Annotated in this window: 20 protein-coding genes; 8 read left to right on the top strand and 12 right to left on the bottom strand. The window is 70.1% G+C overall.

Annotated elements, in window-relative coordinates:
- Positions 1 to 411: 411 nt before the first annotated feature.
- The 4 genes from AC31A1_RS00945 to AC31A1_RS00960 all read left to right on the top strand — a co-directional run bounded on the left by AC31A1_RS00945 (position 412) and on the right by AC31A1_RS00960 (position 6,203).
- Positions 412 to 2,709: an alpha-L-fucosidase gene (locus AC31A1_RS00945; protein WP_489651319.1), complete on the top strand. Its 2,298-nt coding sequence runs from the start codon at positions 412 to 414 to the stop codon at positions 2,707 to 2,709.
- Between the two features lie 596 nt (positions 2,710 to 3,305).
- Complete coding sequence (locus tag AC31A1_RS00950; RefSeq protein WP_489651320.1) at positions 3,306 to 3,860, top strand: TetR/AcrR family transcriptional regulator; 555 nt, start codon at positions 3,306 to 3,308, stop codon at positions 3,858 to 3,860.
- A 138-nt stretch (positions 3,861 to 3,998) separates the two neighbouring features.
- Positions 3,999 to 4,766, top strand: coding sequence for a phytanoyl-CoA dioxygenase family protein (locus AC31A1_RS00955; RefSeq protein WP_489651321.1), 768 nt, complete (start codon positions 3,999 to 4,001; stop codon positions 4,764 to 4,766).
- Between the two features lie 399 nt (positions 4,767 to 5,165).
- Positions 5,166 to 6,203 (top strand): MBL fold metallo-hydrolase, encoded by a 1,038-nt coding sequence (locus tag AC31A1_RS00960; RefSeq protein WP_489651322.1) that lies wholly within the window; start codon positions 5,166 to 5,168, stop codon positions 6,201 to 6,203.
- Positions 6,204 to 6,217: 14 nt separating this feature from the next.
- On the opposite strand, the gene AC31A1_RS00965 is transcribed toward AC31A1_RS00960, so the two are convergent.
- Positions 6,218 to 7,267: a MaoC family dehydratase gene (locus AC31A1_RS00965; RefSeq protein WP_489651323.1), complete on the bottom strand. Its 1,050-nt coding sequence runs from the start codon at positions 7,265 to 7,267 to the stop codon at positions 6,218 to 6,220.
- Positions 7,264 to 8,151 (bottom strand): HpcH/HpaI aldolase/citrate lyase family protein, encoded by an 888-nt coding sequence (locus AC31A1_RS00970; RefSeq protein WP_059211590.1) that lies wholly within the window; start codon positions 8,149 to 8,151, stop codon positions 7,264 to 7,266. The genes AC31A1_RS00965 and AC31A1_RS00970 overlap by 4 nt, the downstream gene beginning before the upstream one ends.
- 78 nt (positions 8,152 to 8,229) lie before the next feature.
- On the opposite strand from AC31A1_RS00970, the gene AC31A1_RS00975 reads away from it, so the two are divergent.
- From AC31A1_RS00975 to AC31A1_RS00985, 3 genes are all read left to right on the top strand, one after another.
- Complete coding sequence (locus AC31A1_RS00975) at positions 8,230 to 9,387, top strand: acyl-CoA dehydrogenase family protein (RefSeq protein WP_489651324.1); 1,158 nt, start codon at positions 8,230 to 8,232, stop codon at positions 9,385 to 9,387.
- 75 nt (positions 9,388 to 9,462) lie between these two features.
- A complete protein-coding gene (locus AC31A1_RS00980) occupies positions 9,463 to 10,512 on the top strand; it encodes an LLM class F420-dependent oxidoreductase (RefSeq protein ID WP_489651325.1) in 1,050 nt (349 codons plus the stop codon).
- 7 nt (positions 10,513 to 10,519) lie between these two features.
- Positions 10,520 to 11,230 (top strand): TetR/AcrR family transcriptional regulator, encoded by a 711-nt coding sequence (locus AC31A1_RS00985; RefSeq protein WP_405846700.1) that lies wholly within the window; start codon positions 10,520 to 10,522, stop codon positions 11,228 to 11,230.
- Between the two features lie 73 nt (positions 11,231 to 11,303).
- Here AC31A1_RS00985 and AC31A1_RS00990 read toward each other — a convergent pair whose 3' ends face one another.
- The gene (locus AC31A1_RS00990) at positions 11,304 to 11,564 is read right to left on the bottom strand and encodes a hypothetical protein (RefSeq protein ID WP_489651326.1); all 261 of its coding nucleotides are present in this window, start codon (positions 11,562 to 11,564) and stop codon (positions 11,304 to 11,306) included.
- A 277-nt stretch (positions 11,565 to 11,841) separates the two neighbouring features.
- Between AC31A1_RS00990 and AC31A1_RS00995 the strand changes: the two genes are divergently transcribed.
- A complete protein-coding gene (locus tag AC31A1_RS00995) occupies positions 11,842 to 12,276 on the top strand; it encodes a nuclear transport factor 2 family protein (protein WP_489651327.1) in 435 nt (144 codons plus the stop codon).
- 74 nt (positions 12,277 to 12,350) lie between these two features.
- Here AC31A1_RS00995 and AC31A1_RS01000 read toward each other — a convergent pair whose 3' ends face one another.
- The 9 genes from AC31A1_RS01000 to AC31A1_RS01040 all read right to left on the bottom strand — a co-directional run bounded on the left by AC31A1_RS01000 (position 12,351) and on the right by AC31A1_RS01040 (position 22,251).
- Positions 12,351 to 13,493, bottom strand: coding sequence for a CaiB/BaiF CoA transferase family protein (locus AC31A1_RS01000; RefSeq protein WP_489651328.1), 1,143 nt, complete (start codon positions 13,491 to 13,493; stop codon positions 12,351 to 12,353).
- 11 nt (positions 13,494 to 13,504) lie between these two features.
- Positions 13,505 to 14,740: an NAD(P)/FAD-dependent oxidoreductase gene (locus tag AC31A1_RS01005; RefSeq protein ID WP_489651329.1), complete on the bottom strand. Its 1,236-nt coding sequence runs from the start codon at positions 14,738 to 14,740 to the stop codon at positions 13,505 to 13,507.
- A complete protein-coding gene (locus AC31A1_RS01010; protein ID WP_489651330.1) occupies positions 14,740 to 14,931 on the bottom strand; it encodes a ferredoxin in 192 nt (63 codons plus the stop codon). Before AC31A1_RS01010 ends, AC31A1_RS01005 begins: the two co-directional genes overlap by 1 nt.
- Before the next feature lie 10 nt (positions 14,932 to 14,941).
- Entirely contained in the window at positions 14,942 to 16,261 is a 1,320-nt protein-coding gene (locus tag AC31A1_RS01015) for a phytoene desaturase family protein (RefSeq protein ID WP_405846691.1), read from the bottom strand.
- A gap of 23 nt (positions 16,262 to 16,284) precedes the next feature.
- A complete protein-coding gene (locus tag AC31A1_RS01020; RefSeq protein WP_405846690.1) occupies positions 16,285 to 17,148 on the bottom strand; it encodes an SDR family NAD(P)-dependent oxidoreductase in 864 nt (287 codons plus the stop codon).
- A 31-nt stretch (positions 17,149 to 17,179) separates the two neighbouring features.
- Positions 17,180 to 18,349 (bottom strand): acyl-CoA dehydrogenase family protein, encoded by a 1,170-nt coding sequence (locus AC31A1_RS01025; protein ID WP_489651331.1) that lies wholly within the window; start codon positions 18,347 to 18,349, stop codon positions 17,180 to 17,182.
- Positions 18,350 to 18,360: 11 nt separating this feature from the next.
- Positions 18,361 to 19,557: an enoyl-CoA hydratase-related protein gene (locus tag AC31A1_RS01030; protein WP_489651332.1), complete on the bottom strand. Its 1,197-nt coding sequence runs from the start codon at positions 19,555 to 19,557 to the stop codon at positions 18,361 to 18,363.
- Positions 19,558 to 19,654: 97 nt separating this feature from the next.
- Positions 19,655 to 20,848 carry an acetyl-CoA acetyltransferase gene (locus AC31A1_RS01035; protein ID WP_489651333.1) on the bottom strand — a complete coding sequence of 398 codons (1,194 nt, stop codon included), beginning with the start codon at positions 20,846 to 20,848 and terminating at the stop codon, positions 19,655 to 19,657.
- On the bottom strand, positions 20,845 to 22,251 hold the full coding sequence (locus AC31A1_RS01040; RefSeq protein WP_489651334.1) for an OB-fold domain-containing protein: 1,407 nt from the start codon (positions 22,249 to 22,251) through the stop codon (positions 20,845 to 20,847). Before AC31A1_RS01040 ends, AC31A1_RS01035 begins: the two co-directional genes overlap by 4 nt.

The following is a 22,251-nucleotide window of genomic DNA, read 5'->3' on the forward strand; positions in this document are numbered from 1 at the left end:
CCCCCGCCTACGACGTCGGTGACCACCTCCACCTCAACCCCACCGGCTACCAGACTCTCGCCGACGCCGTCCCGGCCGACCTCTTCAAGCACGCCTCGATCCCGTTCGCGGTCCCCACGACGCAGTAACGAACACCCAGGGGATACGTGAGGGGACATGACCGTTTCCCTGCCGTCCGGCTCTCCCGTGAGCGCTCGATGATTGTTACGTCCTGACCTGTTGACGCGTCAGGATTAACATCCTACCTTTCGTCGTGCTACCTCAGATCAGTCGAGCAGTGCACTTCCAAAGCAGGGCAATTGAGCCGCATGAGCCGCTTGGGGTCACATAGTCCTCCGATCACTGGGGAATGCATCGACCTGTTCCCTTTGCTCTGCGAGTCAGCTCCGGCACCCCAGAAGGGCAGGAACCGTGAACGAGCACAGCGCGAGGGACCTTCGGCGCAGGGACGTGCTGAGGGGCATGGCGGCGGTCGGCGGGATGGCCGCGGCCGGCGGTCTCGGGGGCTCGCTCCTGGCCGCCGGGACCGCCTCGGCCGCGACGGCGGGGAACCTTCAGGCGCTCCAGCAGAAGTTCGTTGACATGCGGTTCGGCATGTTCATCCACTACAACATGGGGACATACCACGATGCCGAGTGGGTCTCCCCCGGCCAGGACCCGTCGTCCTTCAATCCGACCAAGCTCGACTGCGGGCAGTGGGCCGCGGCGGCGAAGTCGGCGAAGATGACCTTCGGGATCCTCACCACCAAGCACCATGACGGCTTCTGTCTGTGGCCCACGAAGCAGACGAGCTACAACGTCATGAACAGCTCGTACCAGCAAGACGTGGTGCGGAAGTGCGTCGACGCGTTCCGGGCCGCGGGTCTGGAGCCGTGGATGTACTTCTCCGTCTGGGACCGCAATCAGGGCATCGCCTCCGGCTCCGTCTCCCGGGCCGACATCGACTTCGTCAAGGCCCAGCTCACCGAACTGCTCGGCGGCACCTACGGCACCATCCCGGTCCTGGTCTTCGACGGCTGGGCCTGGCAGGCGGGGCACCGGCAGATCCCGTACGGGGAGATCCGTGAGCACATCAAGGCGATGCAACCAAACATCCTCATCGTCGACATCAACGGCCACAGCGAGCCCTGGGAGCAGGACATCCTCTTCTACGAGGAGCCGCTCAGCGTCACGGCGCCGTCCGACAGCACCTACGCCAGCTGCCAGGGACAGACCATCACCGGCGGCTGGTTCTGGCACCCTTCGACGCCGACCGCGACACCGCTGTCCCTGGCCAGCATCGTCGACAGACATCTGAAGGTGCTGGAGCCCGTCCACTGCACCTTCATCCTCAACTGCCCGCCGAATCCCGACGGATTACTGGACACCAACATCGTGAACCGCCTCGCCGAGGTGGGTGCGGCGTGGACCCCGGACACCTCCCGGCCGGCGCTGCCCGTGCAGAAGGACGTCCTCCTGCACGCGGTCACCCCGACGGCCGTCACCGCCACCAGCGGCACCGCCACCAACGCCGTGGACGGTCTGATCGACTATCCCAAGAGTTCCAAGTCCCAGTCCCTGTGGGAGACCACGGGCTCGCTGCCCCAGTCCGTCACTCTCGACCTGGGCGCCACCTTCACCCACCTCGACACCCTCGAATACCTGCCCCGGGAGGACAAGGACAGCTCCGGCGCGTACGTCACCACCGGCAACATCACCTCGTACGAGATCCACACCAGCACCGACGGCAGCTCCTTCACCCGGGCCACATCCGGCACCTGGGCGGGCGACAAGACCGTCAAGCAGGCCCGGTTCGGCGCGGTAAGCGCCCGTTATGTGCGGCTGGTGGCTGTGAACACGGTCGGCGGGAGCATCGCCGTGGCCAGCGAGGTCAACTGCGGCGGCATCGCGGCGAAGCCGGCCTCCTCTCTCACCTCACCTGTCCAGACGCCGGTCCTGCCGGGCAGTGACAACTCCCTCTCCCTGCCCCCGGCCCTGGCCGCCCTCGACAACGGCGGTATGAAGCTGGAGAACAGCCCGGCGAACATCGGCTACTGGTCCAGCTCCAGTGACAACGCCACCTGGCGCGTCCGCTTCGACGCCCCCGGCACCTACACGGTGACCGCCACCGTGGCCGCGACCGCCGCCTCGCGGCTCGTCCTGGACGCGGGGATCGGCTCCGCCGCGATCGTGGTGCCCAGCACCGGTTCCTGGTCGACCTACACGACGGTCACCACCACGATGACCGTCCCCGAATCCGGCTACCGCACTGTCAGCCTGCGCCCGGACAAGTCCATCACCTGGCAGTCGGTCAACGTCCGCGGCATCACTCTCACCCCGGGTGCCGACGGATCGCTCTCCCTCACCGCCGCCACCGCCACTCTCTCCGGCAGCGCGATCAAGCTGGAGAACGATCCGCCCGACATCGGCTACTGGACCAGCGCGAGCTCCACGGCCTCCTGGACCGTGACGTTCCCGGCCGCAGGAACCTATGCCGTACGGGCGCGGGTCTCGGCCGGTTACGGCGCCACCGCCTTCACACTCGACACCGGGGCGGGCAGCACCACGCTGCCGGTGGCACGAACCTCCGGCTGGGACGACTACGTCACGGTCGAGGGCACGACCACGGTGTCTGCCGCAGGCCGCCGAACGGCGGTGATCAAACCCGCGAACGCATCGACATGGCAGGCCATGAATCTGCAGTGGGCCGACCTGAAGCTGTCGCACTGACCTCGCGCTTCGACGAGACGAGCTGTGCGGCTGGTGATCTGGAAAACAGTGAGTTCCTCCGCACAGCACTGCTGATGATCCAGGGTTCGGCGCAGGTCGGCGCCCTGTGCCAGCACCTTTGTGACCTGTGAAAACGCCAACTACACCCCTGGGGTGACGGAGACAGATCAGGTCATCGATCGCATCTGCCGCTACCGCTCGCGCCAGGGACGTCGGCCTGGCTCAAGTCTGCGGCGGTGAGGATGCCAGTGGCCAGCCGTCCGCGGTAGGGGCTGTCGACCTCGGAGACGGCGGGACGGTGACCCCGGTGCGACCCTTGCGCAGGTGCCCTGCTCGCAGGCCAGGCGGAGGCGGCCGTGACGGGGGCGGATAGATGTCCCCCTCGAATGCGTCAAGGACTCGGCGCTGGTGGCCACCCCGTGGAGCCCGGAGAGCAGACGCAACAGACGCACTGCGAGGTCGATGCGAACAGCAACGCCTGAGCCCGACGTGCGGCACGTGAGCTCTGAGGGTTGCAAAATGAGTTGAGCTCAAATCATACTCGGGGAGTGACCGCACCAAGGAGACCGCGCTCCGCAGACTCGCGGGAGAGGCTGTTGCGCGCCGCCGTAGAGGAACTCGCCGAGACGGGTGAGCTGGAAGTGGCGGCGGTCGCCCGTCGGGCAGGGGCAAGCACAGGTCTGCCCTACCGGCACTTCGGCACCCGCAGCGGCCTCTTGATCGCCGTGCTGGAAGATTTCTATGAACGGCTCGGGGAGGCCGCGGCGCTGCGCGAATACCCACCCGGTACCTGGGCTGAGCGCGAGCAGCAGCGCATTCGCGACTGGGTGGCCTTCCTGTACGCCGAGCCCCTGGCTCCGCTCGTCCTGGGAGGGCTGGTGGGCGACGCGGAGGTGGCAGCCGCCAACGCACGGCAGCTGCACATGCTCATCGAGGTGGGCGTCCGCAACATGGCCCACGCTCAGCGCGCCGGCGAACTACCCGCCGACCGGGACCCGGAGTTCCTCGCCGCGGCCACGCTCGGCGGCACCCACGCCCTGATCTCCACCGCCCTGACCCGCACCCCGCACCCTTCGGCCGAAGACCTCGTCACCCAGCTGTGGGCCTTCGTCTCCGGCGCTGTGGGACTGACTTCACCCCCAGCCGCATGATGGGAGAAACCGACCATGTCTCACCTTTCTGACCCTCTGGATCCCGGTCGCAGCGGCGCGGGCGCCATTGGTTCGCTCGATGGCCTCCATGCCGACCTCGCCCGGCGGCACAGGGCTACGCAAAGCAGCGGAGCCACCGTGCCGGCCGCGGTCGTCGACGCCGACCTGGCCGCGGTGGAACGCGACGGGTACGTCATCCTCGAAGGCCTGCTCACCGCATCGGAGTGTGAGGACGTCCGGACAGCCGTGACGCCACTGCTGGACAAGCCCGGCCGCAACACCTTCGAAGGACAGCGGACCCAGCGTGTCTACAGCGTCCTGAACAAGACTCGGGTCTGCGATCGCCTGGTCGACCATCCGAGGGTGCTGGCCCTGCTGGACCGATTGTTCCTCCCCAACTACCTGCTCTCCCAGCTCCAGGTCATCAACATCCATCCCGGCGAGACGGCCCAGCTCCTGCACCCCGACGACAAGATGTACCCCATCCCTCGCCCCCGGCCACCGATGGGCGCGGCCACGGTATGGGCCATCGACGCCTTCACTCAGGACAACGGCGCCACCGTGGTCCTGCCGGGCAGCCACCGCTGGGGCGAGGAGCGCAAGCCCGGCGACGGTGACACCCGCGTAAAGGCCGTCATGCCGCCCGGCTCGTGCGTCTTCTTCGTCGGCACCCTGTGGCACGGCGGCGGCGCCAACGAATCCGACCGCGCCCGCCTGGCGATCACCACCCAGTACTGCGAGCCATGGCTCCGGCCGCAAGAGGCGTTCACCCTGTCCACCACACGTGACACCGTCCGTACGGTGTCCGAGGACATCCGCCGGATGCTCGGTTACAGCATCCACTCGCCCTTCATCGGCATGGTCGACGGCATGCACCCCAAGCGCCTGCTCGACACCCCATCCTGAGGGCCCACACCCCTGGGAGTCCCGGCCGACGGTGCCGTCCTGCCGCGGGCCGTCTCCGGCCGGGCAGCGCGGGCCCGGTACCCCGGGCGGAAGGCACTCGATGACCGGAAGGGCACTGCCGGCGACCTTGCCCTCCGCTCCAGGTATCCGCTGGGAGGTGACCGCCCAAGGAGCCCGGCCGCGGGTCAGGGATGACCCGCTGGGCACCACGTCGGGTTTCGCCGTGTCACGCGCGCCCAGGAGCGTGTACATCCGCTGACCGGCCGGCGGAAGACTGACCCCGGACCCCGCGCCGTGAATGCCGTCACGCCTGACCTCAGGCAGTAACAGCCTGACGCTCGTTCATTTAATCTAAGATAAGATAGATTTCTTCTGTCGAGCGCTATACGGGAGCAGGCCTTGGCGACACCACTGTTGGATCAGCCCGACGACTGGACCGAGCCCGGCGCCCACCCCGTCGTGGAGCATGTCTACCGTGTCCCTCTGACGCTGCCCGTGGACGGACTGGCTGCGGTCAACGTCTATGTGATCGAGGATCCCGGCGGACTGATACTGATCGACGCGGGCTGGGCCAGGCCGGAGACCGAGAAGACGCTCGTCGAGGCACTGCAGAGCCTGGGACACGGACTCGGGGACATCGACCAGGTCATCGTGACCCACGCCCACTGGGACCACTACACCCAGGCACTGGCACTGCGCGATTCGCTGGGCACCCGGGTGCGGGTCGGCCGGGAGGAGCGTCACACGATCGAGGACTTCGACCTGGACGGCGGAGTGTGGCCCCGCCAGGTCGACCTGCTGCGCGAGTGCGGCGCCCCCGAGCTGGCGGCCCGGGTGGATGCCTTGCCGGTCGAACCGCAGGACCGGAACATGCCGTTCGGCCCGCCGGACGCGTGGCTGTCGGACGGTGAACGGATCATCCTCGCGGACCGCCGTCTGGACGTGCGGGCCACGCCCGGCCACACCCGCGGTCATGTGGTGGTCGGGGATCCCTGCGCAGGCCTGCTGTTCTCCGGTGACCATGTCCTGCCGCACATCACGCCGTCCCTGGGGTTCGAACGGTCGCCGGAGAAGTTCCCGCTGCGGTCGTATCTCGCCTCCCTGCGCCTGGTCCGGGATCTGCCGGACGCGCTGCTGCTGCCCGCGCACGGACCCGTGACCCGGAGCGTCCACACGCGAGTGGACGAGCTGATCGCGCACCACGAGGAGCGTCTGGACGAGGTGCTGCGCCAGGTGGTTTCCGGCGCGGAGACGGCCTACGCGGTGGCGCGCGCCCTGCCGTGGACCCGGCGGCAGCACCGGCTGGACGATCTTCCGCCCGTCCACCAGATGACCGCGGTGCTGGAGATCGACGCACACTTGGACGTCCTGGACCAGCAGGGCGCGGTCGTCTGGCAGCGTGCCGACGGAGTCCGGCGGTTCGCTCCGGTCCGTTGACCCGCCGTCCCGCGTCAGGCGAGCACGACGGCGTACCTCCAGTCCAGGACGTCGCGCGGCGGTCCGTCGCCGTGGGTGGCACGGACCTTCGACCGCAGGTGCACCAGCCCGCCGTGACCGTCCAGCGGGTGTACGCGCTCCACGGCGACGGTGCTGTGCAGGGTGTCGCCCTCGTGGACGGGGCCGAGGTGGTCGCAGCCGTGCCACCCGGCCACGGTGACAATGGACGGGAGAGCCCGGGCCGCCTGGGCGAGGGCCACGCCGATCGTGTGGCCGCCGTAGACCAGCCGCCGGCCGCCCGCCGCGCTCTGATCGTGATGCGCCATGGCCACGTTGAGCGTCAGCCGCGCCAGCTCGGGCGCGCTCGACACGACGTCCCCGCCGCCGACCTCCCAGAGGGTCCCCTCGGCGAGGTCGGTCGGCCGGGGTCCGGCCACCCGTTGCGCGAACCGGTCGAGTCGCCATCCCTCAGCGACGGCGGCGAGCGCGGCACCGCCGGGCGCGACACCCACCACGTCGAGGTCGGCGGCGTGGCCGGTGTCCGCGTCCGGGTTGCGCAGCGGCAGCATGGCGCAGCGCCAGAAGTCCAGCACCGGGCGGTCGTGCTGATCGGTGGTGGTGATCCTCAGGGCGGCCAGTCCGGTGGGGCGACGCCCCTCGCGCGCCCTGTTCTGGCGCAGCGCGACGACTTCCGTGGTGGTGCGCAGGGTGTCGCCGATGAGGGGGGCACGGCGCAGGACCAGCCCGCGGTAGAAGAGATTGGCCTTCACATGATGGGTGGCCAGCGTGGACTGGCCGATGGCCACGTCCCAGACCAGGGCCGGGTGCGCAAGTGGGGCCCGGCCGGTCACCGCGCGGCTCAGCTCCTCGTCCAGCGGGAGCGCGAGCCGGTCCCCCACGATCGCCTGGTGGGTGGCGGCGTGCCCGGCGGTGAGCGTCATCGCGGGTGCCCCGCCGAAGACCTGACCCACCGCCAGTTCGTCGAAGTACGGCCCCTCGGCCGTACGCTCCGTACGAGCCGTGGATGCCGTGTGCACCGTTTCCACCGTACGTTCCTCGCTCATGCCCGCGAGCCTCCCGCCTTCGCCAGTACGCGTCGCGCCGACAGCGCGACGGCCTCGTCGAGCATCCGGCCGTCCAGAGCGACGGCACCCTTGGCTTGCACCCTGCCCCGCTCCAGCGCGGCCAGCACCGCCCGTGCCCGCTCCACCTCGTCCGCCGTCGGCGTGAACGCCTCGTTCACCGGCTGGATCTGGCCGGGATGGATGACCCACTTGCCGTCGAAGCCGAGCTGCGCGGCGCGCTGCACGTGCTCGGCGAACCGCTCGTCGGCCGCCACCCCGAGATACGGCCCGTCCAGGGCGGCCAGACCCGCGCTGCGGGCTGCCGTCAGGACGCCGTCCTGGGCGCGCAGCCAGGTCTCGGCCGGGACGTCCGCCGCGCGGCCCAGTGAGGCCGCCAGGTCGGCGTAGCCGATGATCAGGGTGGTCAGCCGAGGAGTGGCCGTTACGATCTCCCGCAGGTTGGCCAGGCCGGCCGCCGTCTCGATCAGCGCCTGCACGGTGACGGGCTCGACGCGCCCGGCGGCGGCCTCAACGCCGTCCAGCAGCCGCTCCACGAATGCCAGGTCGCCGGCGGACTCCACCTTGGGCAGCACGATCGACGCCGCGCCCGCCCGGCCCGCGCAGACGATGACATCCTCATGGCACCACGGCGTCCGTGGCGCGTTGACCCGTACGGCGATCCGCGGGCCGATCTCCGCGGACCTGTTCAGCCAGGAGGCGACCAGGTCTCGCGCTCCGGCCTTGCCGGCCGGGGGCACCGAGTCCTCGATGTCGAGCACGATCTCGTCCACTGCGGATGCGGCCGCCTTCGCGATCTTGCGATCGTCCGATCCCGGCACCGACAGACACGACCTGACCGCACCAACCGGGTTGTCCTCAGCCATCCGAACCCCTCTCGTCACTTAATTTAATTTAGACTATAATCGGAGGCCAAGCAGCGGAAGCCGAGCGAGGAGACCCGTATGCCCATCCTGTCCGACGAGGAACAGGCCGTCGTCGACATCGTCCGGGAGTTCGTCGACCGGGACGTACGGCCCGTGGTGCGGGAGCTGGAGCACGCCAACGCGTATCCCGAGAAGCTGATCGAGCAGATGAAGGCACTCGGCGTCTACGGCCTGGCCATCCCCGAGCCGTACGGCGAGGCGCCGGTCTCCACGTCCTGCTACGTCGGCGTGACCGAACAGCTGGCCCGGGGCTGGATGAGCCTGGCCGGAGCCATGGGCGGCCACACGGTGGTCGCCAAACTGCTGCTCGCCTTCGGTACCGAGGAGCAGAAGAACCGCTACCTGCCGAGGATGGCGACCGGCGAGGTACGGGCCACGATGGCGCTGACCGAGCCGGGCGGCGGCTCCGACCTGCAGGCAATCGGTACCGGTGCCCGCCGCCGACCGGACGGCGGGTATGTCGTCAACGGCACCAAGACCTGGATCAGCAACGCCCGCCGCTCGCAGCTCATCGCGCTGCTGTGCAAGACCGACCCCGGCGCGTCACCCCGCCACAAGGGCATCAGCATCCTGCTCGTCGAGCACGGCCCGGGTCTCACCGTCTCGCGGGACCTGCCCAAGCTCGGCTACAAGGGTGTCGAGAGCTGCGAACTCTCCTTCGACGACTATCAGGCGCCCGCCGAGGCGCTCCTGGGCGGCGTCGAGGGACACGGCTTCGCCCAGATGATGAAGGGCCTGGAGGTCGGCCGGATTCAGGTGGCCGCCCGGGCGCTCGGCGTCGGGCAGGCGGCCTTCGACGACGCGCTGCGCTACGCCCAGGAGCGCGAGAGTTTCGGCAAGCCGATCTGGAAGCACCAGTCGATCGGCAACTACCTCGCAGACATGGCCACCAAGCTCACCGCGGCCCGCCAACTGGTGCTGCACGCCGCGGAGAAGTACGACTCCGGAGGCCGCTGCGACATGGAGGCCGGCATGGCCAAGCTGTTCGCCTCCGAGACGGCGATGGAGATCGCGCTCAACGCCGTACGGATCCACGGCGGTTACGGCTACTCCACGGAGTACGAGGTCGAGCGCTACTTCCGGGACGCGCCCCTGATGATCGTCGGCGAGGGCACCAACGAGATCCAGCGCAACGTCATCGCCGCGCAGCTGATCAGCCGGGGTGGCCTGGGGTAGCGCCACACACCGCGGCCCCCCCCACCGCCGTACATCGGCGACGACCCCACGTTGCACAACCGACCGGAGGACCGAGTGAAACTGTCGATGCTGCTGTCCAGGTACACCGGTGATCCGGTGGAGACGGCCCGGCTGGTCCGGGACCTGGAGTCGGCCGGCCTGGACATGGTGTGGGTCCCGGAGGCCTACGGCTTCGACGCCATGACGCTCGTCGGCTACCTCGCCGCGACGACCGAGCGGATTCAGATCGGGACCGGCATCGTCAACGTCTTCACCCGCACCCCCACCCTGCTGGCCATGAGCGCCGCCGCCGCGGACAGTCTCTCCCGCGGCCGCTTCGTCCTCGGCCTCGGTGCTTCCGGACCGCAGGTCGTCGAGGGCTTCCACGGAGTGCCGTTCGAGCAACCGATGCGGCGGATCACCGAGACCATCGAGATCTGCCGCAAGGTGTGGCGCCGGGAGGCACCCCTGACCCACGATGGAAGGGTCTACCAACTCCCCCTGCCCGTCGACCGGGGAACGGGGCTCGGCAGGCCACTACGGCTGATCAACCACCCGTATCGCAACAGCATCCCCGTCTACTGGGCGTCCCTGATGGAGCGCTCGCTGCGCGCGACGGCCGAACTGGCGGACGGCTGGCTGCCCTTGTTCTTCATGCCGGACAAGGCGAAGGAGGTCTTCGGACCCGCACTCGCCGCGGGGACCGCGCGCCGCTCACCCGACCTGGCACCGCTGGATGTCGTCGCCGGCGGCCCGGTCGCCGTCGGCGAGAATCTCCCGGTCGACGATCTGCTCGACCGGGAACGGCCGACAGCCGCCCGGTACATCGGCGGTATGGGCGCCCGTGGCAAGAACTTCTACAACGACCTGGCCTGCCGGTACGGCTTCGAGGCCGAGGCCAAGGTCATCCAGGACCTCTACCTGGACGGCAAGCAGCGGGAGGCCGAGGCCGCGGTCCCCCGCGAGTGGCTGGTCCGTACCACGCTGATCGGACCGCCCGGTCATGTCGCGGAACGGATCCACGCCTACCGGGAGGCCGGCGTGACCACCCTCAGCCTGGACCCGGTCGGGCCGGACCCGGCCGGCACGGTCGAGGCGGTACGTCGCCTGGTGGACCACCTATAATTGACCCGTGTCTAGAAAATCCGCGGGCAAGCCGCCGACCGAGACCTCCGACTCCAAGTCGGCACGCACCCGCGAACGCATCCTGGACGCGGCGGCCCATGTCCTCAGCCGCAAGGGGTACGCCGGAACACGGCTGAGCGATGTGGCCGAACAGGCACAGATCCAGGCTCCCGCCATCTACTACTACTTCTCGTCCAGGGAAGTGCTGATCGAAGAGGTCATGTGGGTGGGCGTGGCCCGCTTGCGGGAACATGTCGCGGAAGCGCTCGACGCGCTTCCGGCGGACACCACCCCCATGGACCGCGTCGACGCGGCCGTCGAGGAACACCTGCGCTATCAGTTGGCGATCTCGGACTTCGCCACCGCCGCGATCCGCAACGCGGGCCAGGTCCCCGAGGACATCCGCACCCGGCAGCTCGCCGAGGAGGCCAAGTACGGGGACATCTGGCGCGCGCTCATCCAGGACGCCCAGAAGGCGGGCGAGCTCCGTGCCGACCTCGAACCGCGGGTTGCCCGCATGCTGGTCCTGGGCGCCCTGAACTGGACGACCGAATGGTGGAATCCCCGCCAGGGGTCGCTCGACGTCGTCGTACGCACCGCGAGGTCCCTGGTGCGTCACGGCCTCGGGGCGCCGGCCGTGCAGGAACAGGGTCCCACCCCGCCCTCAGGGACACCCCGGACCCGGCGCACGGCCGCCACGACAGGCCGAACGGCCTGAGAGGCGCTTGCGGGCAGGGCTCCCGCCGAAACGGCCAGAAGATTCCTTCCGTCCAAGGACACCGCCTGGGTCCTCACGAGGGCTTCGCCCCGCCCTGACCCGGGCGTCTCGACACTTGTGACGGCGAGGTCTCCACGCCCCACTTGGCGAGTTCGACGCGACGCGTCTCCTGGACATCAGTGCTCATAGTCATCCGTGGCCGCACAGCGGCCCGGATCGTGATCGCGACCGGCGCCGGAGTCTTGACCTGGGGGAAGTGACCAGCCCGGCCGAGCGCGGTCGCTGTCGCGTTCGGCAGCAACTCGGTCGCGGCGAGCACCTGACTGTCGGACACCGGTCCCGCAGTCCCCACTCCAGGCTGAGGGGGGGCCGTTCCACGGCCGCAGAGGTTGTCGAAGACCGCGGGATCAGCCAGTTCATCCTGTGGCGCCATGGCGGTACTCGGTGGACGATGGCGCACTTAATGATCGTCGGGCTGGCGGGCTCGAATCCGAGGACCCCGCGGTTACGGCGGCCAGGTGCTCTCGTCCGGGATCGCGCCGCGATACAGGGCTTCCCGCATGGCTGTTTATAATCTAACCTAGATTATAATACTTCTCCAAGGAGTCATCATGGCCTCGCCTCACCCGTCCGATCCGACCTTCGCGGACGCCTATTCGCGTGCCTGGACGTCCGATACCGAGAGTCTCCGCGAGTTCTTCGCCGACGAGGGCACGTACACCGACGTCGCCATGGGCGCGACGTACAAGGGGCATGAGGACATCTCGCGCTTCCACCGCTTCATGCTCAGGTTCGCCGCGGATTCGGTGATCGATTTCAGCGAGGCCCACGCGGCCGACGGCCACCTGTACGCCGAGTGGGTGTGGAGCGGATCCTTCGGCGGACCACTCCGGCTGCGCTCGGGGAGGGTGATCGAGCCGACCGGCGTGAGGTTCAGTGTCGCAGGCATCGCCGCATGCACCTACGGCGCGGACGGCAAACTGATCAGCCATCATGACTTCTGGGATCTGGCGACCGTACTCGACCAGGTGGCCGCGGCCGGCTGAGGAACGGTCCCCCACGCATCACCGTGCGGCACCCATGGGCGTTCGCCCATGGGTGCCGCACGCTTCCGGGTCTCTTACGCCTGCACGGCGGCCCCCGACCCCAGCAGGTCTTCGGCGCCCTCGACCTCCCACGCCTTCAGGACTTCGGCGGTGTGCCGGCCCGGCACGGGCGGGGGCGATCCGAGGGCGGTGGGCGTGGTCGAGAAGCGCGGTGCGGGCGCCGGCTGGAGGACGCCGTCCTGTTCCACCAGCGTGCCGCGGGCCTTGAGGTGCGGGTGGTCCGCGGCCTCGCGCAGGCTCATCACCGGTGCCACGCACGCGTCCGACGCCGAGAACGCCTGCGCCCACTCGCTCCGGGTGCGGCCGGCGAACGCCCCGGCGATGCGCTCGCGCAGCCGCGGCCACCGGGTGCGGTCGTGCTGGGCGGCCGGGTCCTCGTCGAGGCCGAGGACGGCGAGCAGCTCGGCGTAGAACTTCGGCTCCAGCGCGCCGACGGCCATGTGGCGGCCGTCGGAGGTTTCGTAGACCGCGTAGAACGGTGCCCCGCCGTCCAGGAGGTTGACGCCCCGTTCGTCCTGCCACATCCCCGTCGCCAGCAACATGTGCGTTCCGGCCAGCAGGTGAGCTGTGCCGTCCACGATGGCGGCGTCGACGACCTGCCCCCGGCCCGCGCGGTCGGCCTCGCGCAACGCCGCCAGGACACCGATGACCAGATACGTTGCTCCGCCGCCGAAGTCGCCGACGAGATTGAGCGGGATCTGCGGCGGTCCGTCGGCGCTGCCGATGGCGTGCAGGGCACCCGTGAGCGCGACGTATCCGATGTCGTGCCCGGCCAGTTGGGCCATCGGCCCGTCCTGACCCCAGCCGGTCATCCGGCCGTAGACCAGGCGGGGGTTACGGGCGAGGCAGTCCTCGGGGCCCAGACCGAGCCGTTCGGCGACGCCCGGGCGGTAGCCCTCGATCAGTACGTCGGCCTGGGCCACCATGTCGAGCACGGCCCGTACGGCGTCGTCCTGCTTGAGGTCGAGCAGGACGGACTTCTTTCCACGGTTCAGGATGTCGAGGTGTTCGAAGCCGGGGAACAGCCCGCTACCCCCCGGGCGGTCGACGCGGACCACCTCGGCGCCCAGATCCGCGAGTGTCATCGCGGCGAACGGGCCGGGGCCGAGCCCGGCGAGTTCCAGTACCCTGCATCCGGACAGCGGGCCGCCTGTCATTGTTTCCTCCCTCATGCGTCAGCGGTCTCACGGGCCTTGCGCCGCGTCTGCGCGAACGCGAGGCCGTCCGCCCACGAGGCACCCCGGGTGATCAGTCCCCGGTACTTCATGATCTCGGTGGGCCTGTTGACGGCCAGGGCGCCCACCAGCCGGTCATCGGCGCGGTAGAGCGCGACACCGCGGTGTTCCCGCTCGATGTCGCCGTCGACCACGTCGATCTCGTCCGCCTCGGGGATGCCGACGAACTGGATGCGGGTGTCGTACTGGTCCGACCAGAAGTACGGCACCGTCGAGTACCGTCCGGCCGCTGCCGGGTTCAGCGCGTTGCGGGCGGCCAGAGCGCCCTGTTCGGCCGCGCTGGTCCAGTGCTCCAGGCGCATGGGCCGGTCGAAGAGCGTGTTGTGCCACCGGGCGACGTCGCCCGCCGCGTACACGCCTTCGGCGCCGGTGAAGAGCGTCTCATCGCAGACCACGCCGTTGTCCAGGGGCAGGCCGGAACCCTCCAGCCAGTCGGTGGCGGGCACGACTCCGGCACCGACCACCACCAGGTCGGCGTCGAGTGCGGTGCCGTCAGAGAGCCGGACCCGTTCGATGCGTCCCTCACCCTCCAGCGCGGTGACGCTCACCCCGCACCGCAGATCGGTGCCGTGGCGCAGGTGCAGTGAGGCGAGGGCAGCGCCCATGGTCTCGCCGACGGCGCGCACGAGCGGGGTCGGCTGTGCCTCGACCACGACGACGTCCAGCCCGCGCTTCCTGGCGGCGGCCGCAGCCTCGGCTCCGATGAAGCCGGCGCCGATCACCACGGTCCGGGCGCCCGTGTCGAGTGCCCGCCGGATGGCCGCCGCGTCGTCCACGGTACGCAGCGTGTGGACACCGTCCAAGCCCTGCATGCCGGGCAGTTGACGGGCGGTCGCGCCGGTGGCGATGACCAGGGCGTCGTATCCGATGGTCCGTCCGCCGACGCCGACCGCCCGGGTGCGGGTGTCGAGGAAGGTGGCGGGGGTGCCGAGCAGGAGTTCCACACCGAGATCGGCGCGCAGCACCGCTTCGGTGCGGAAGGCCGGCGTGGTCCCCTGTTCACCGGTCGCGTCGAGGAACTCCTTGGACAGCGGCGGCCGGTCGTACGGGAGATGCCGCTCGGCGCCGACGAGGGTGATCCGCCCGTCGAAGCCGTCCTTGCGGGCGGCCTCGACGGCGCGCAGCCCGGCCAGGGAGGCGCCGACGACGACCAGTCGGCGGGTGCCCATCAGGGCTCCAGCCGGAGCGCCTCGGTCGGGCAGCCGGCGATGGCCTCCTCGACATCGGCGAGGGTTCCCGTCGGCACGGTCTCGGTCTTGAGTACGAGCTCACCGTCGTCGTTCACTTCGAACACGTCGGGTGCCAGGGACTCGCAGATTCCCAGGCCCGTGCACTTGGTGCGGTCAACAATGATCTTCATCGGTGCTCCTTCACACTCCGGTCGGCTCGCCGCCGACGCCGACCGGGTAGTGCCGCTGGATCTGCTCGACGACGAGCTTGGCGGTCTCGGCGCAGGCCGTGGTGCCGCCGTTGGCGTACTCCTTAACGGCGTCGCCGACGTTCCAGAGGTTGGGAATGGGGGTGGTGTGGGGCAGGTCGAAGCCCGCCACCGCGCGTTGCGGGGGCCAGCCGTCGCGGGTGACGACGGTGGACAGGATGCGGGCCCCCTCGAAGCCCGGGATCTGGTCGCGGAGGTCGGCCATGAGCAGCTCGGTCTCGGCCGCCTCGTCGAAGTCGCCGACGGCGGGCTGAGGTACGGCTGTTCCCACGTAGAGGTGCCAGCCTTCCGGCGCCATCTCCGGGCAGGTCGCGGTGAAGTTGGCGACGTAGCACATGCGGCGGGTCTTGGCGAAACTGAGCAGGCCCGGTGAAGTGACCAGCGGTTCCCGGCTGGCGAAGTTGACCGAGATCATCGCGCAGGGACGGTCGCCGCCGCGTACCGATGTCAGGTACTCCGCGGGGAAGTGCTGCTCACCGACCAGGCCCACGGTGGCGGCCGGGCCGGTGTCGCTCACCGCGAACCGGCAGGCGACCTCGGTGTCCCGGCCGTCGCGGGCGATGAGCGCACCGGTGACCCGGCCCGCGTCCACCGTCAGTTTCCGCACCTCGCTGTCCAGCCACACCTCACCGCCGCCCGCAGTGATCACATCGGCGAGTGCCTGCCAGATCCCGATGGTGCCGTCGGGGCAGAAGCCGAACTTCTTGAAGGCGCTCTTGCGGGTGAAGTAGGTGAGGAAGACCCGGGCGGGCAGTTCCTCCGAGCCGACCGCGAAGACCGATCCGCACATGTTGCGGAAGACTCCGTGCACCGACTCGTTCTTGGTGTAGCGGCGGATCCAGTCGGCGGTGGACAGTTCGGTGTCCGGCAGACCGCTGTCCTCACGGGCGGCGCCGATACCGTTGAGCAGCTTGGCGCCGTGGCGGGTCAGCTTGGACAGCAGCATGCCCCAGCCGCCGCCGGTGATGTCGGCGTCCTTGCCGCCGATGCGGTAGAGGATCGGCGGATTGGCCCGGCGGACGTCGAACTTGGCGCCGACCTCCTCGAAGGTCTCCTGGGTGATGCCGCCGACCTCGATGACGATGGCGCCGTTGTTGACCTTGAAACCGTCGATCTCGTGCGTCGACGCCCGGCCGCCCACGCGGTCGAGACGTTCCACCACGAGGGTGCGGTAACCGAGATGGGTCAGGCGGGCCGCGGCGAACAGGCCGCCCGCACCGGCGCCGACGACGAGGGCGTCGAAGGGTTTCACGATGGTGTCTCCTGTCCGGGCTCTCAGCCCAGTGGGTTGGTGCCGAGGGCGGAGGCGTCCATGTCCGTGATGTCGGGCCAGCGGTCGGCGACGTCCTGGAGGGTCGGGGTGCCCGGGAAGGTCGCGCCCTTGGAGGCGAACTGCGCCACCCGCTGGACCCGGCCGCCGCCGGCGACCAGCACCGTGCCGGTGTCGGTGCATTCGTCGGTCAGCAGATGGGCGACGACGGGCGCCACGAACTCGGCCGGAAGCCTCTCCAGCAGCTCGGCCGGGGCGACGTCCTCGCTCATGCGGGTCCTGGCCAGCGGTGCGACGGCGTTGGCCAGGATGTTGTACTTGCGTCCCTCGACGGCGAGCGTGTTGACCAGACCGACCAGACCGAGCTTGGCGGCGCCGTAATTGGCCTGCCCGAAGTTGCCGTACAGCCCGGAGGTGGAGGTCGCCATGACGACCCTGCCGTGTCCCTGCTCCCGGAAGTGCGGCCAGGCGGCCCTGGTGACGTGGAAGCCTCCGAAGAGGTGTACCTGAAGTACGGCTTCCCACTGGTCCGCCGTCATCTTCACGAAGGAGCTGTCGCGCAGGATGCCGGCGTTGTTCACCACGCCGTGCACGGCTCCGTACTCCTTCAGCGCGGTGCCGATCACACCCGCGGCGCCCTCCTCGGTGGCCACGCTGTCGTGGTTGGCGACCGCCTGTCCGCCCGCGGCGCGGATCTCCTCGACCACCGCGTCGGCCATCGCGTTGCCGGATCCTGTGCCGTCCCGCGCGCCGCCGAGGTCGTTGACGACGACCCGGGCGCCGTGCCGGGCCAGCAGCAGCGCGTACTCGCGCCCGAGTCCGCCGCCCGCGCCGGTCACCACGACGACCCGGTCCTGTACTCCTGACATATGTGCGCTCCTCGTTGTCATGGGTAGGGGTTCAGTACGAATTCGGCAGGTTCAGGCTGTGCTGGGCCACGAAGTTGAGGACCATCTCCCGGCTGACCGGCGCCGTGCGCAGCATGCGGGCGACGAACCACAGATCGGCCAGCCCGTACTCGCGCGACAGGCCGTTGCCGCCGTGGGTCTGGATCGCCTGGTCGAGCGCCTTGAGCGACGCGTCGGCCGCGGCGAACTTCGCGATGTTGGCCGCTGTCGCGGCGTTCTCGCCGGCGTCGAACATCTCCGCGCTCCGGGCCGTGGCGAGCCGGGCGAGTTCCACCCCGATATGCGCTTCGGCGAGGGGGTGGGCGATGCCCTGGTGGGCTCCGATCGGAGTCGACCAGACCTTGCGCCCGGCGGCGTAGTCGCGGGCCTTGGCCACCGCGTAGCGGCCGATGCCGTTGCTGAGCGCGGAGGCGGTGATGCGCTCGGGGTTGAGGCCGGCGAAGACCTGCCGCAGCCCCTTCCCCCACTCCCCTACGAGGGCGTCACGCTCCACCCGTACGTTGTCGAGGAAGAGGGTGAACTGCTTGTCGGGGCAGACCAGTTCGGTCTCGATCGGATGGAAGTGCAGGCCGGGTGCGTCGACGGGCACGACGAAGAGCGACAGCGGGGATGATCCGGAGGAGGATGGTGGCAGGTCACCGTCCCTGGTGACCACCAGCACCGCGTCCGCCTCGTCCAGAGCGGAGATGTAGTACTTGGCGCCCGAGATGAGCCACCCCGCCCCGTCGTCGGAGCGGGCTGTGGTGGTGATCGCGTGGCTGTTGGAGCCGGCGTCCGGCTCGGTGAGGGCGAACGCCATCTTCCGGCGGCCGGAGGCGAGGTCCGGTAGCCAGGCGCCCTTCATCTCCGGGGTGGCGTGGGCGGCGAGGATCGAACCGCAGATGGCCGGCGAGATGACGGCGCTGAGCAGCGGCATTCCGTGGGCCGACAGCTCCTCCAGCACCACGACGAGTTCCGCGAGGCCCGCTCCCCCGCCGCCGTACTCCTCGGGGAGGTGGACGCCGAGCAGCCCGGCTTCGCCGAGTTCTTCCCACAACTCCCGCACGCCGCCGTTGTTCCGGGCGCGTTCGGCGTAGTACGCGTGCCCGTAGCGGGCGGCGATCTTGGCGGTGCTCTCCCGGATCATCCGGTGGTCGTCGCTGTCCGTGACGAATGCGGACATCCCCACTTTCCCTACCTTCCCTCGAATGTCGGCTGGCGCTTTGCGATGAAGGCGGCGACGGCCGCCGAGGCGTCCGACGTCGCGGCGGTGCGCGCGATCCCGTCCGACTCGGCGGTCAACTGCTCGGACAACGTGGCGGACCACGAGTCGCGCAGCAGCCGGCGGATCTCGCCGTAGGCCCGGGTGGGGCCGTCGGCCAGCCTCCGGGCGACGGCGACGGCCTCGTCGGCCAGTGCGTCGGCCGGCAGCACGCGGGTCACCAGGCCCCATTCGGCGGCTTCCTGGGCGTCCAGCACCCGCTGCTCGATGTAGAACTCGACGGCGCGGCGTGGCCCGACGAGCCGGGGCAGGAACCAGGAGTTGCCGCCGTCGCCGGACAGGCCCAGGGCCGTGAACCCGGAGGCGAACTTGGTGCCCTCGGCGGCCAGCACGATGTCCGCGCAGTACAGCAGGCCGAGCCCGCCGCCGGCGGCGGCACCGTGCGCGGCGCAGACGATCGGCGCGTCGAGCCGGCTGAGGATGCGCATCGCCTCGTGGTACGGCGAGGTCATCCGGCGCAGCTTCGTGGGCAGCCCGGCGGCGGTGCTCTGAGCGAAGACGGAGATGTCGCCGCCCACGGTGAAGGCGGGGCCGTTGCCCGTGATCAGCACCGCCCGCACGCCCGGGTCGGCGGCCAGACGCTGGGCCACCTCGTACAGGTCGGCGGCCATGACCTCGTCGAGGGCGTTGCGGGTGTGCGGGCGGTCGAGCCGGATCTCGGCCAGCCCGTCACTGACGCGGAAGTCGATGGTCGTCAGACCCTGGGCGGACCCCAGGGCCGTGGTCCAGCGTGCACTGTCCGTCAGCTGGACGAGTGCGGTGATCCGCTCCTCGTCGAAGCGCAGGAGGTGGAAGAACTCCGCGTCGAGCTTGCCTCCGCCCTCCCGGGCCTCGCCGACGTACCTGCCCAGGACCAGCACCTGTCCGTCGTCCAGGTGGCGGTACTCGGCCGGTTCCGCCCGAGCGTCGTAGCTCCTGGCGATGCCGCCCCAGAACTTCCGGCGCATGGCGTCCGGCCCGGTGTACGTCCCCCCAAGGCCCATCGGAAGCCCTTCGGTGGTACGGCCCTCGAACCCGGGGTGCAGGATCTCGTCCAGTCGCTTTCGGTCACCGCGGGCCAGCGCCCGGTAGAGCCCGGCCGCTATCGCTTCCTTCTCGTCACGTTGCACGCTGACAGCCTCCACATCTCATTAATCTAATATAGATAAAATTCTGAGGACGGGTCAACGCCCCCGGCGGACGAATCACTCACCCGAGGGTGGGGCCTCACCCGAGGTCGGGCCCCACCACCGAAACAAACGAGACGCACCCGCCCGGCCGGCCGCCCAGGTTGTGGGTGAGGCCGAGAGCGGGGTCGGCGAGCTGGCGCTCGCCCGCTTCGGCCCGGAACTGCAGCCAGCACTCGTAGAGCATCCGCAGCCCGCTCGCGCCGACCGGATGGCCGAAGGACTTCAGCCCGCCGTCCGGGTTCACCGGCAGCCGGCCGTCGAGCTGGAAGGCGCCGTCCAGGACGTCCTTCCATGCCTGGCCGCGCTCGGCGAACCCAAGGTCCTCCATCAGCACCACCTCGGTCGGCGTGAAGCAGTCGTGCACCTCGGCGAGCGAGATCTGGCTGCGCGGGTCACTGATCCCCGCCTGCCGGTAGGCGTCGGCGGCGGCGCGGACCACCTCCGGGAAGGTGGTGTAGTCGTAGCCGGGATCCATAGCGCCCCGGGCCGGTCCCGCGACCAAAGACAGGCCCTTCACATACATGGGCCGGTCGGTGTACCGGAGGGCGTCCTCGGCCCGGACGATCAGCGCGCAGGCGGCGCCGTCGGAGACCCCCGAGCAGTCGAAGACCCCGAGCCGGCCCGCGACGAGAGGCGCCCGCTCGATCTTCTCCTTCGAGACCACCGAACGGAACTGCGCCTTGGGGTTGAGGGCCCCGTTGGCGTGGTTCTTCCACGCGACGTGCGTCATCGCCTCCCGCATCGCGGCCGGATCGACCCCGTACCTGTCGCAGTACGCCGGATCGAGCAGGGAAAAGGCGGCCGGCGCGGTCAGTGACTGTTCGGGAGCGGTGCCGTCGCCCGGCGGGTCGCTGCGCAGCAGCCCGGAGAAGCCGGAGTCCTTGAGCTTCTCCACGCCGACCGCCATCACCCGGTCGTACGCTCCCGAGGCGACCGCGTAGCAGGCGTTGCGGAAGGCCTCGGAGCCGGTGGCGCAGTAGTTCTCCACCCGGGTGACGGGCTTGTAGTCCAGGGACAGCGGACGGCTCAGCGTCATCCCGGACTGCCCGGAACCGAGGGTGCCCAGCCAGTACGCGTCCACGTCCTCGGCGGCCAGAGCCGGGGTCGCCGCGAAACACTCCCGGGTGGCGTTGAGCAGGAGGTCGTCGGCCGAACGGTCCCAGTGCTCGCCGAAGCGGGTGCATCCCATGCCGACGACCGCCACCCGGTCGCGGATGCCGTTGCTGCTCATGCCGTGCTCCCGTCCACGCTTGCCTCTTGGGTCGTACGGGCCTTCCAGAAGTAGTTGTGCACTCCCTGGGCGGTGTGGAGCCGCCGGAAGACCGGCTCGACCCGGGTTCCGACGGTCAGCCGGTCGGCCGCCCCGTCAGCGATCTCCAGCGTGCAGCGACCGCCGCCGTCGAAGTCGACCACCGCGTCGATCAGCGGGGGCGAGGGCGAGTACGCGAGCCGGTCGACGGTGTACGTCGCCACCGTGCCGCGTGCTCCGGCCAGCGGCACGGGCGTCATCGCGTCCACCGCCCCACACTCCTTGCACACCCGGGTGGGCGGCATGTGGACGAAGGCGCACCGGTCACACCTGCTGCCGGTGAAGGCGAACTTCCACCTTTCCCCCCGCGCCGACGGCGGAGCCGCCGGACGTTCGGGCTCAGGGCGGCGCGGTGGCTCACGGTCCAGCCACCCGCGCCAGGTCAGGTACGTCGTGTACGAGACGTCCCGGCCGCCGACGAGCTGATGGGTGACGGGTTCGGGCTGCCGGGCGACGAGCACGCGGTCGGTCGTCCGCAGCAGTACGGCATCGCAGCCGTCCACCGCCGAGAGCAGCAGGATCGTCTCGCCGGCTCCCGCGCGGTCGAGCGCGTCGGCCAGGGCGAGGCCCGCGTCGGCGGTGCCGGCGTGGCCTATGGGTGAGCCGCCCGCGGAAAGATGCGCGGTGAACAGCTTCGTGGCGCGCTTACGGACCGCCGAGTTGGGTGAGACCAGGACGACGTGGTCGGCCTGCCCGGCGCCTGCGGCCTTCAGGGCGCGCTGCCCGGCGTCCTCGATCAGCGGCAGATAGCGCTCCAGGCCGAACCGTTCCTCCCACTGCTCGCCGGCCCGGTTCTCCGGAACCCGCCAGCGGTCCAGGAACTCGGAGGTCGCCGAGGTGTGAGCAAGTATCTCGGCCACCGCCGATCCCGCGTCGCCGAAGAGGAAGGCGGCCGCCCCGTCTCCCCCGTCCCGCTCGTCCGCCGAGCCGGGCCGGCCGGTGCGTACGTCGGACAGCACGGCGAGCCCGCCACCGCCCCAGGCGGCGCGCAGCGCGGCGATTCCGGAGCGTGCCGAGCCGGCCAGGTCCGCCGCGAAGGCGTCGTGCGGCAGGGCGAGCGCGGCGTGCAGGGCGGCGGCGTTCGTCTTGTCGAGGTAGGCGGGCGAGGTGGTCGCGAAGTACAGCGCGTCGGGCGCGCGGTGCCCGGGCAGGGCACGGCGGGCCGCTTCGACGCCCATGGTGGTGCTGTCCTCGTCGAAGGAGGCGGCGATCCGCGCCCCGCGCCCCGCGTTGATGCCCAGCGCGGTGCCCAGTTCCTCGCGCTGAAGGCGGTGTCGGGGGAGGTAGGCGGCGTAGGAGACGATGCCGTAGGGGCTCGGGCTCAT

Source organism: Streptomyces sp. P5F9, from assembly GCF_057961495.1.

Coding starts and splice junctions, on each gene's coding strand:
- AC31A1_RS00965 (WP_489651323.1), bottom strand. CDS start 7,267: ATGAGCGAGGAACGTACGGTGGAAACGGTGCACACGGCATCCACGGCT.
- AC31A1_RS00970 (WP_059211590.1), bottom strand. CDS start 8,151: ATGGCTGAGGACAACCCGGTTGGTGCGGTCAGGTCGTGTCTGTCGGTG.
- AC31A1_RS00975 (WP_489651324.1), top strand. CDS start 8,230: ATGCCCATCCTGTCCGACGAGGAACAGGCCGTCGTCGACATCGTCCGG.
- AC31A1_RS00995 (WP_489651327.1), top strand. CDS start 11,842: ATGGCCTCGCCTCACCCGTCCGATCCGACCTTCGCGGACGCCTATTCG.
- AC31A1_RS01000 (WP_489651328.1), bottom strand. CDS start 13,493: ATGACAGGCGGCCCGCTGTCCGGATGCAGGGTACTGGAACTCGCCGGG.
- AC31A1_RS01005 (WP_489651329.1), bottom strand. CDS start 14,740: ATGGGCACCCGCCGACTGGTCGTCGTCGGCGCCTCCCTGGCCGGGCTG.
- AC31A1_RS01010 (WP_489651330.1), bottom strand. CDS start 14,931: ATGAAGATCATTGTTGACCGCACCAAGTGCACGGGCCTGGGAATCTGC.
- AC31A1_RS01020 (WP_405846690.1), bottom strand. CDS start 17,148: ATGTCAGGAGTACAGGACCGGGTCGTCGTGGTGACCGGCGCGGGCGGC.
- AC31A1_RS01025 (WP_489651331.1), bottom strand. CDS start 18,349: ATGTCCGCATTCGTCACGGACAGCGACGACCACCGGATGATCCGGGAG.
- AC31A1_RS01035 (WP_489651333.1), bottom strand. CDS start 20,848: ATGAGCAGCAACGGCATCCGCGACCGGGTGGCGGTCGTCGGCATGGGA.
- AC31A1_RS01040 (WP_489651334.1), bottom strand. CDS start 22,251: ATGAGCCCGAGCCCCTACGGCATCGTCTCCTACGCCGCCTACCTCCCC.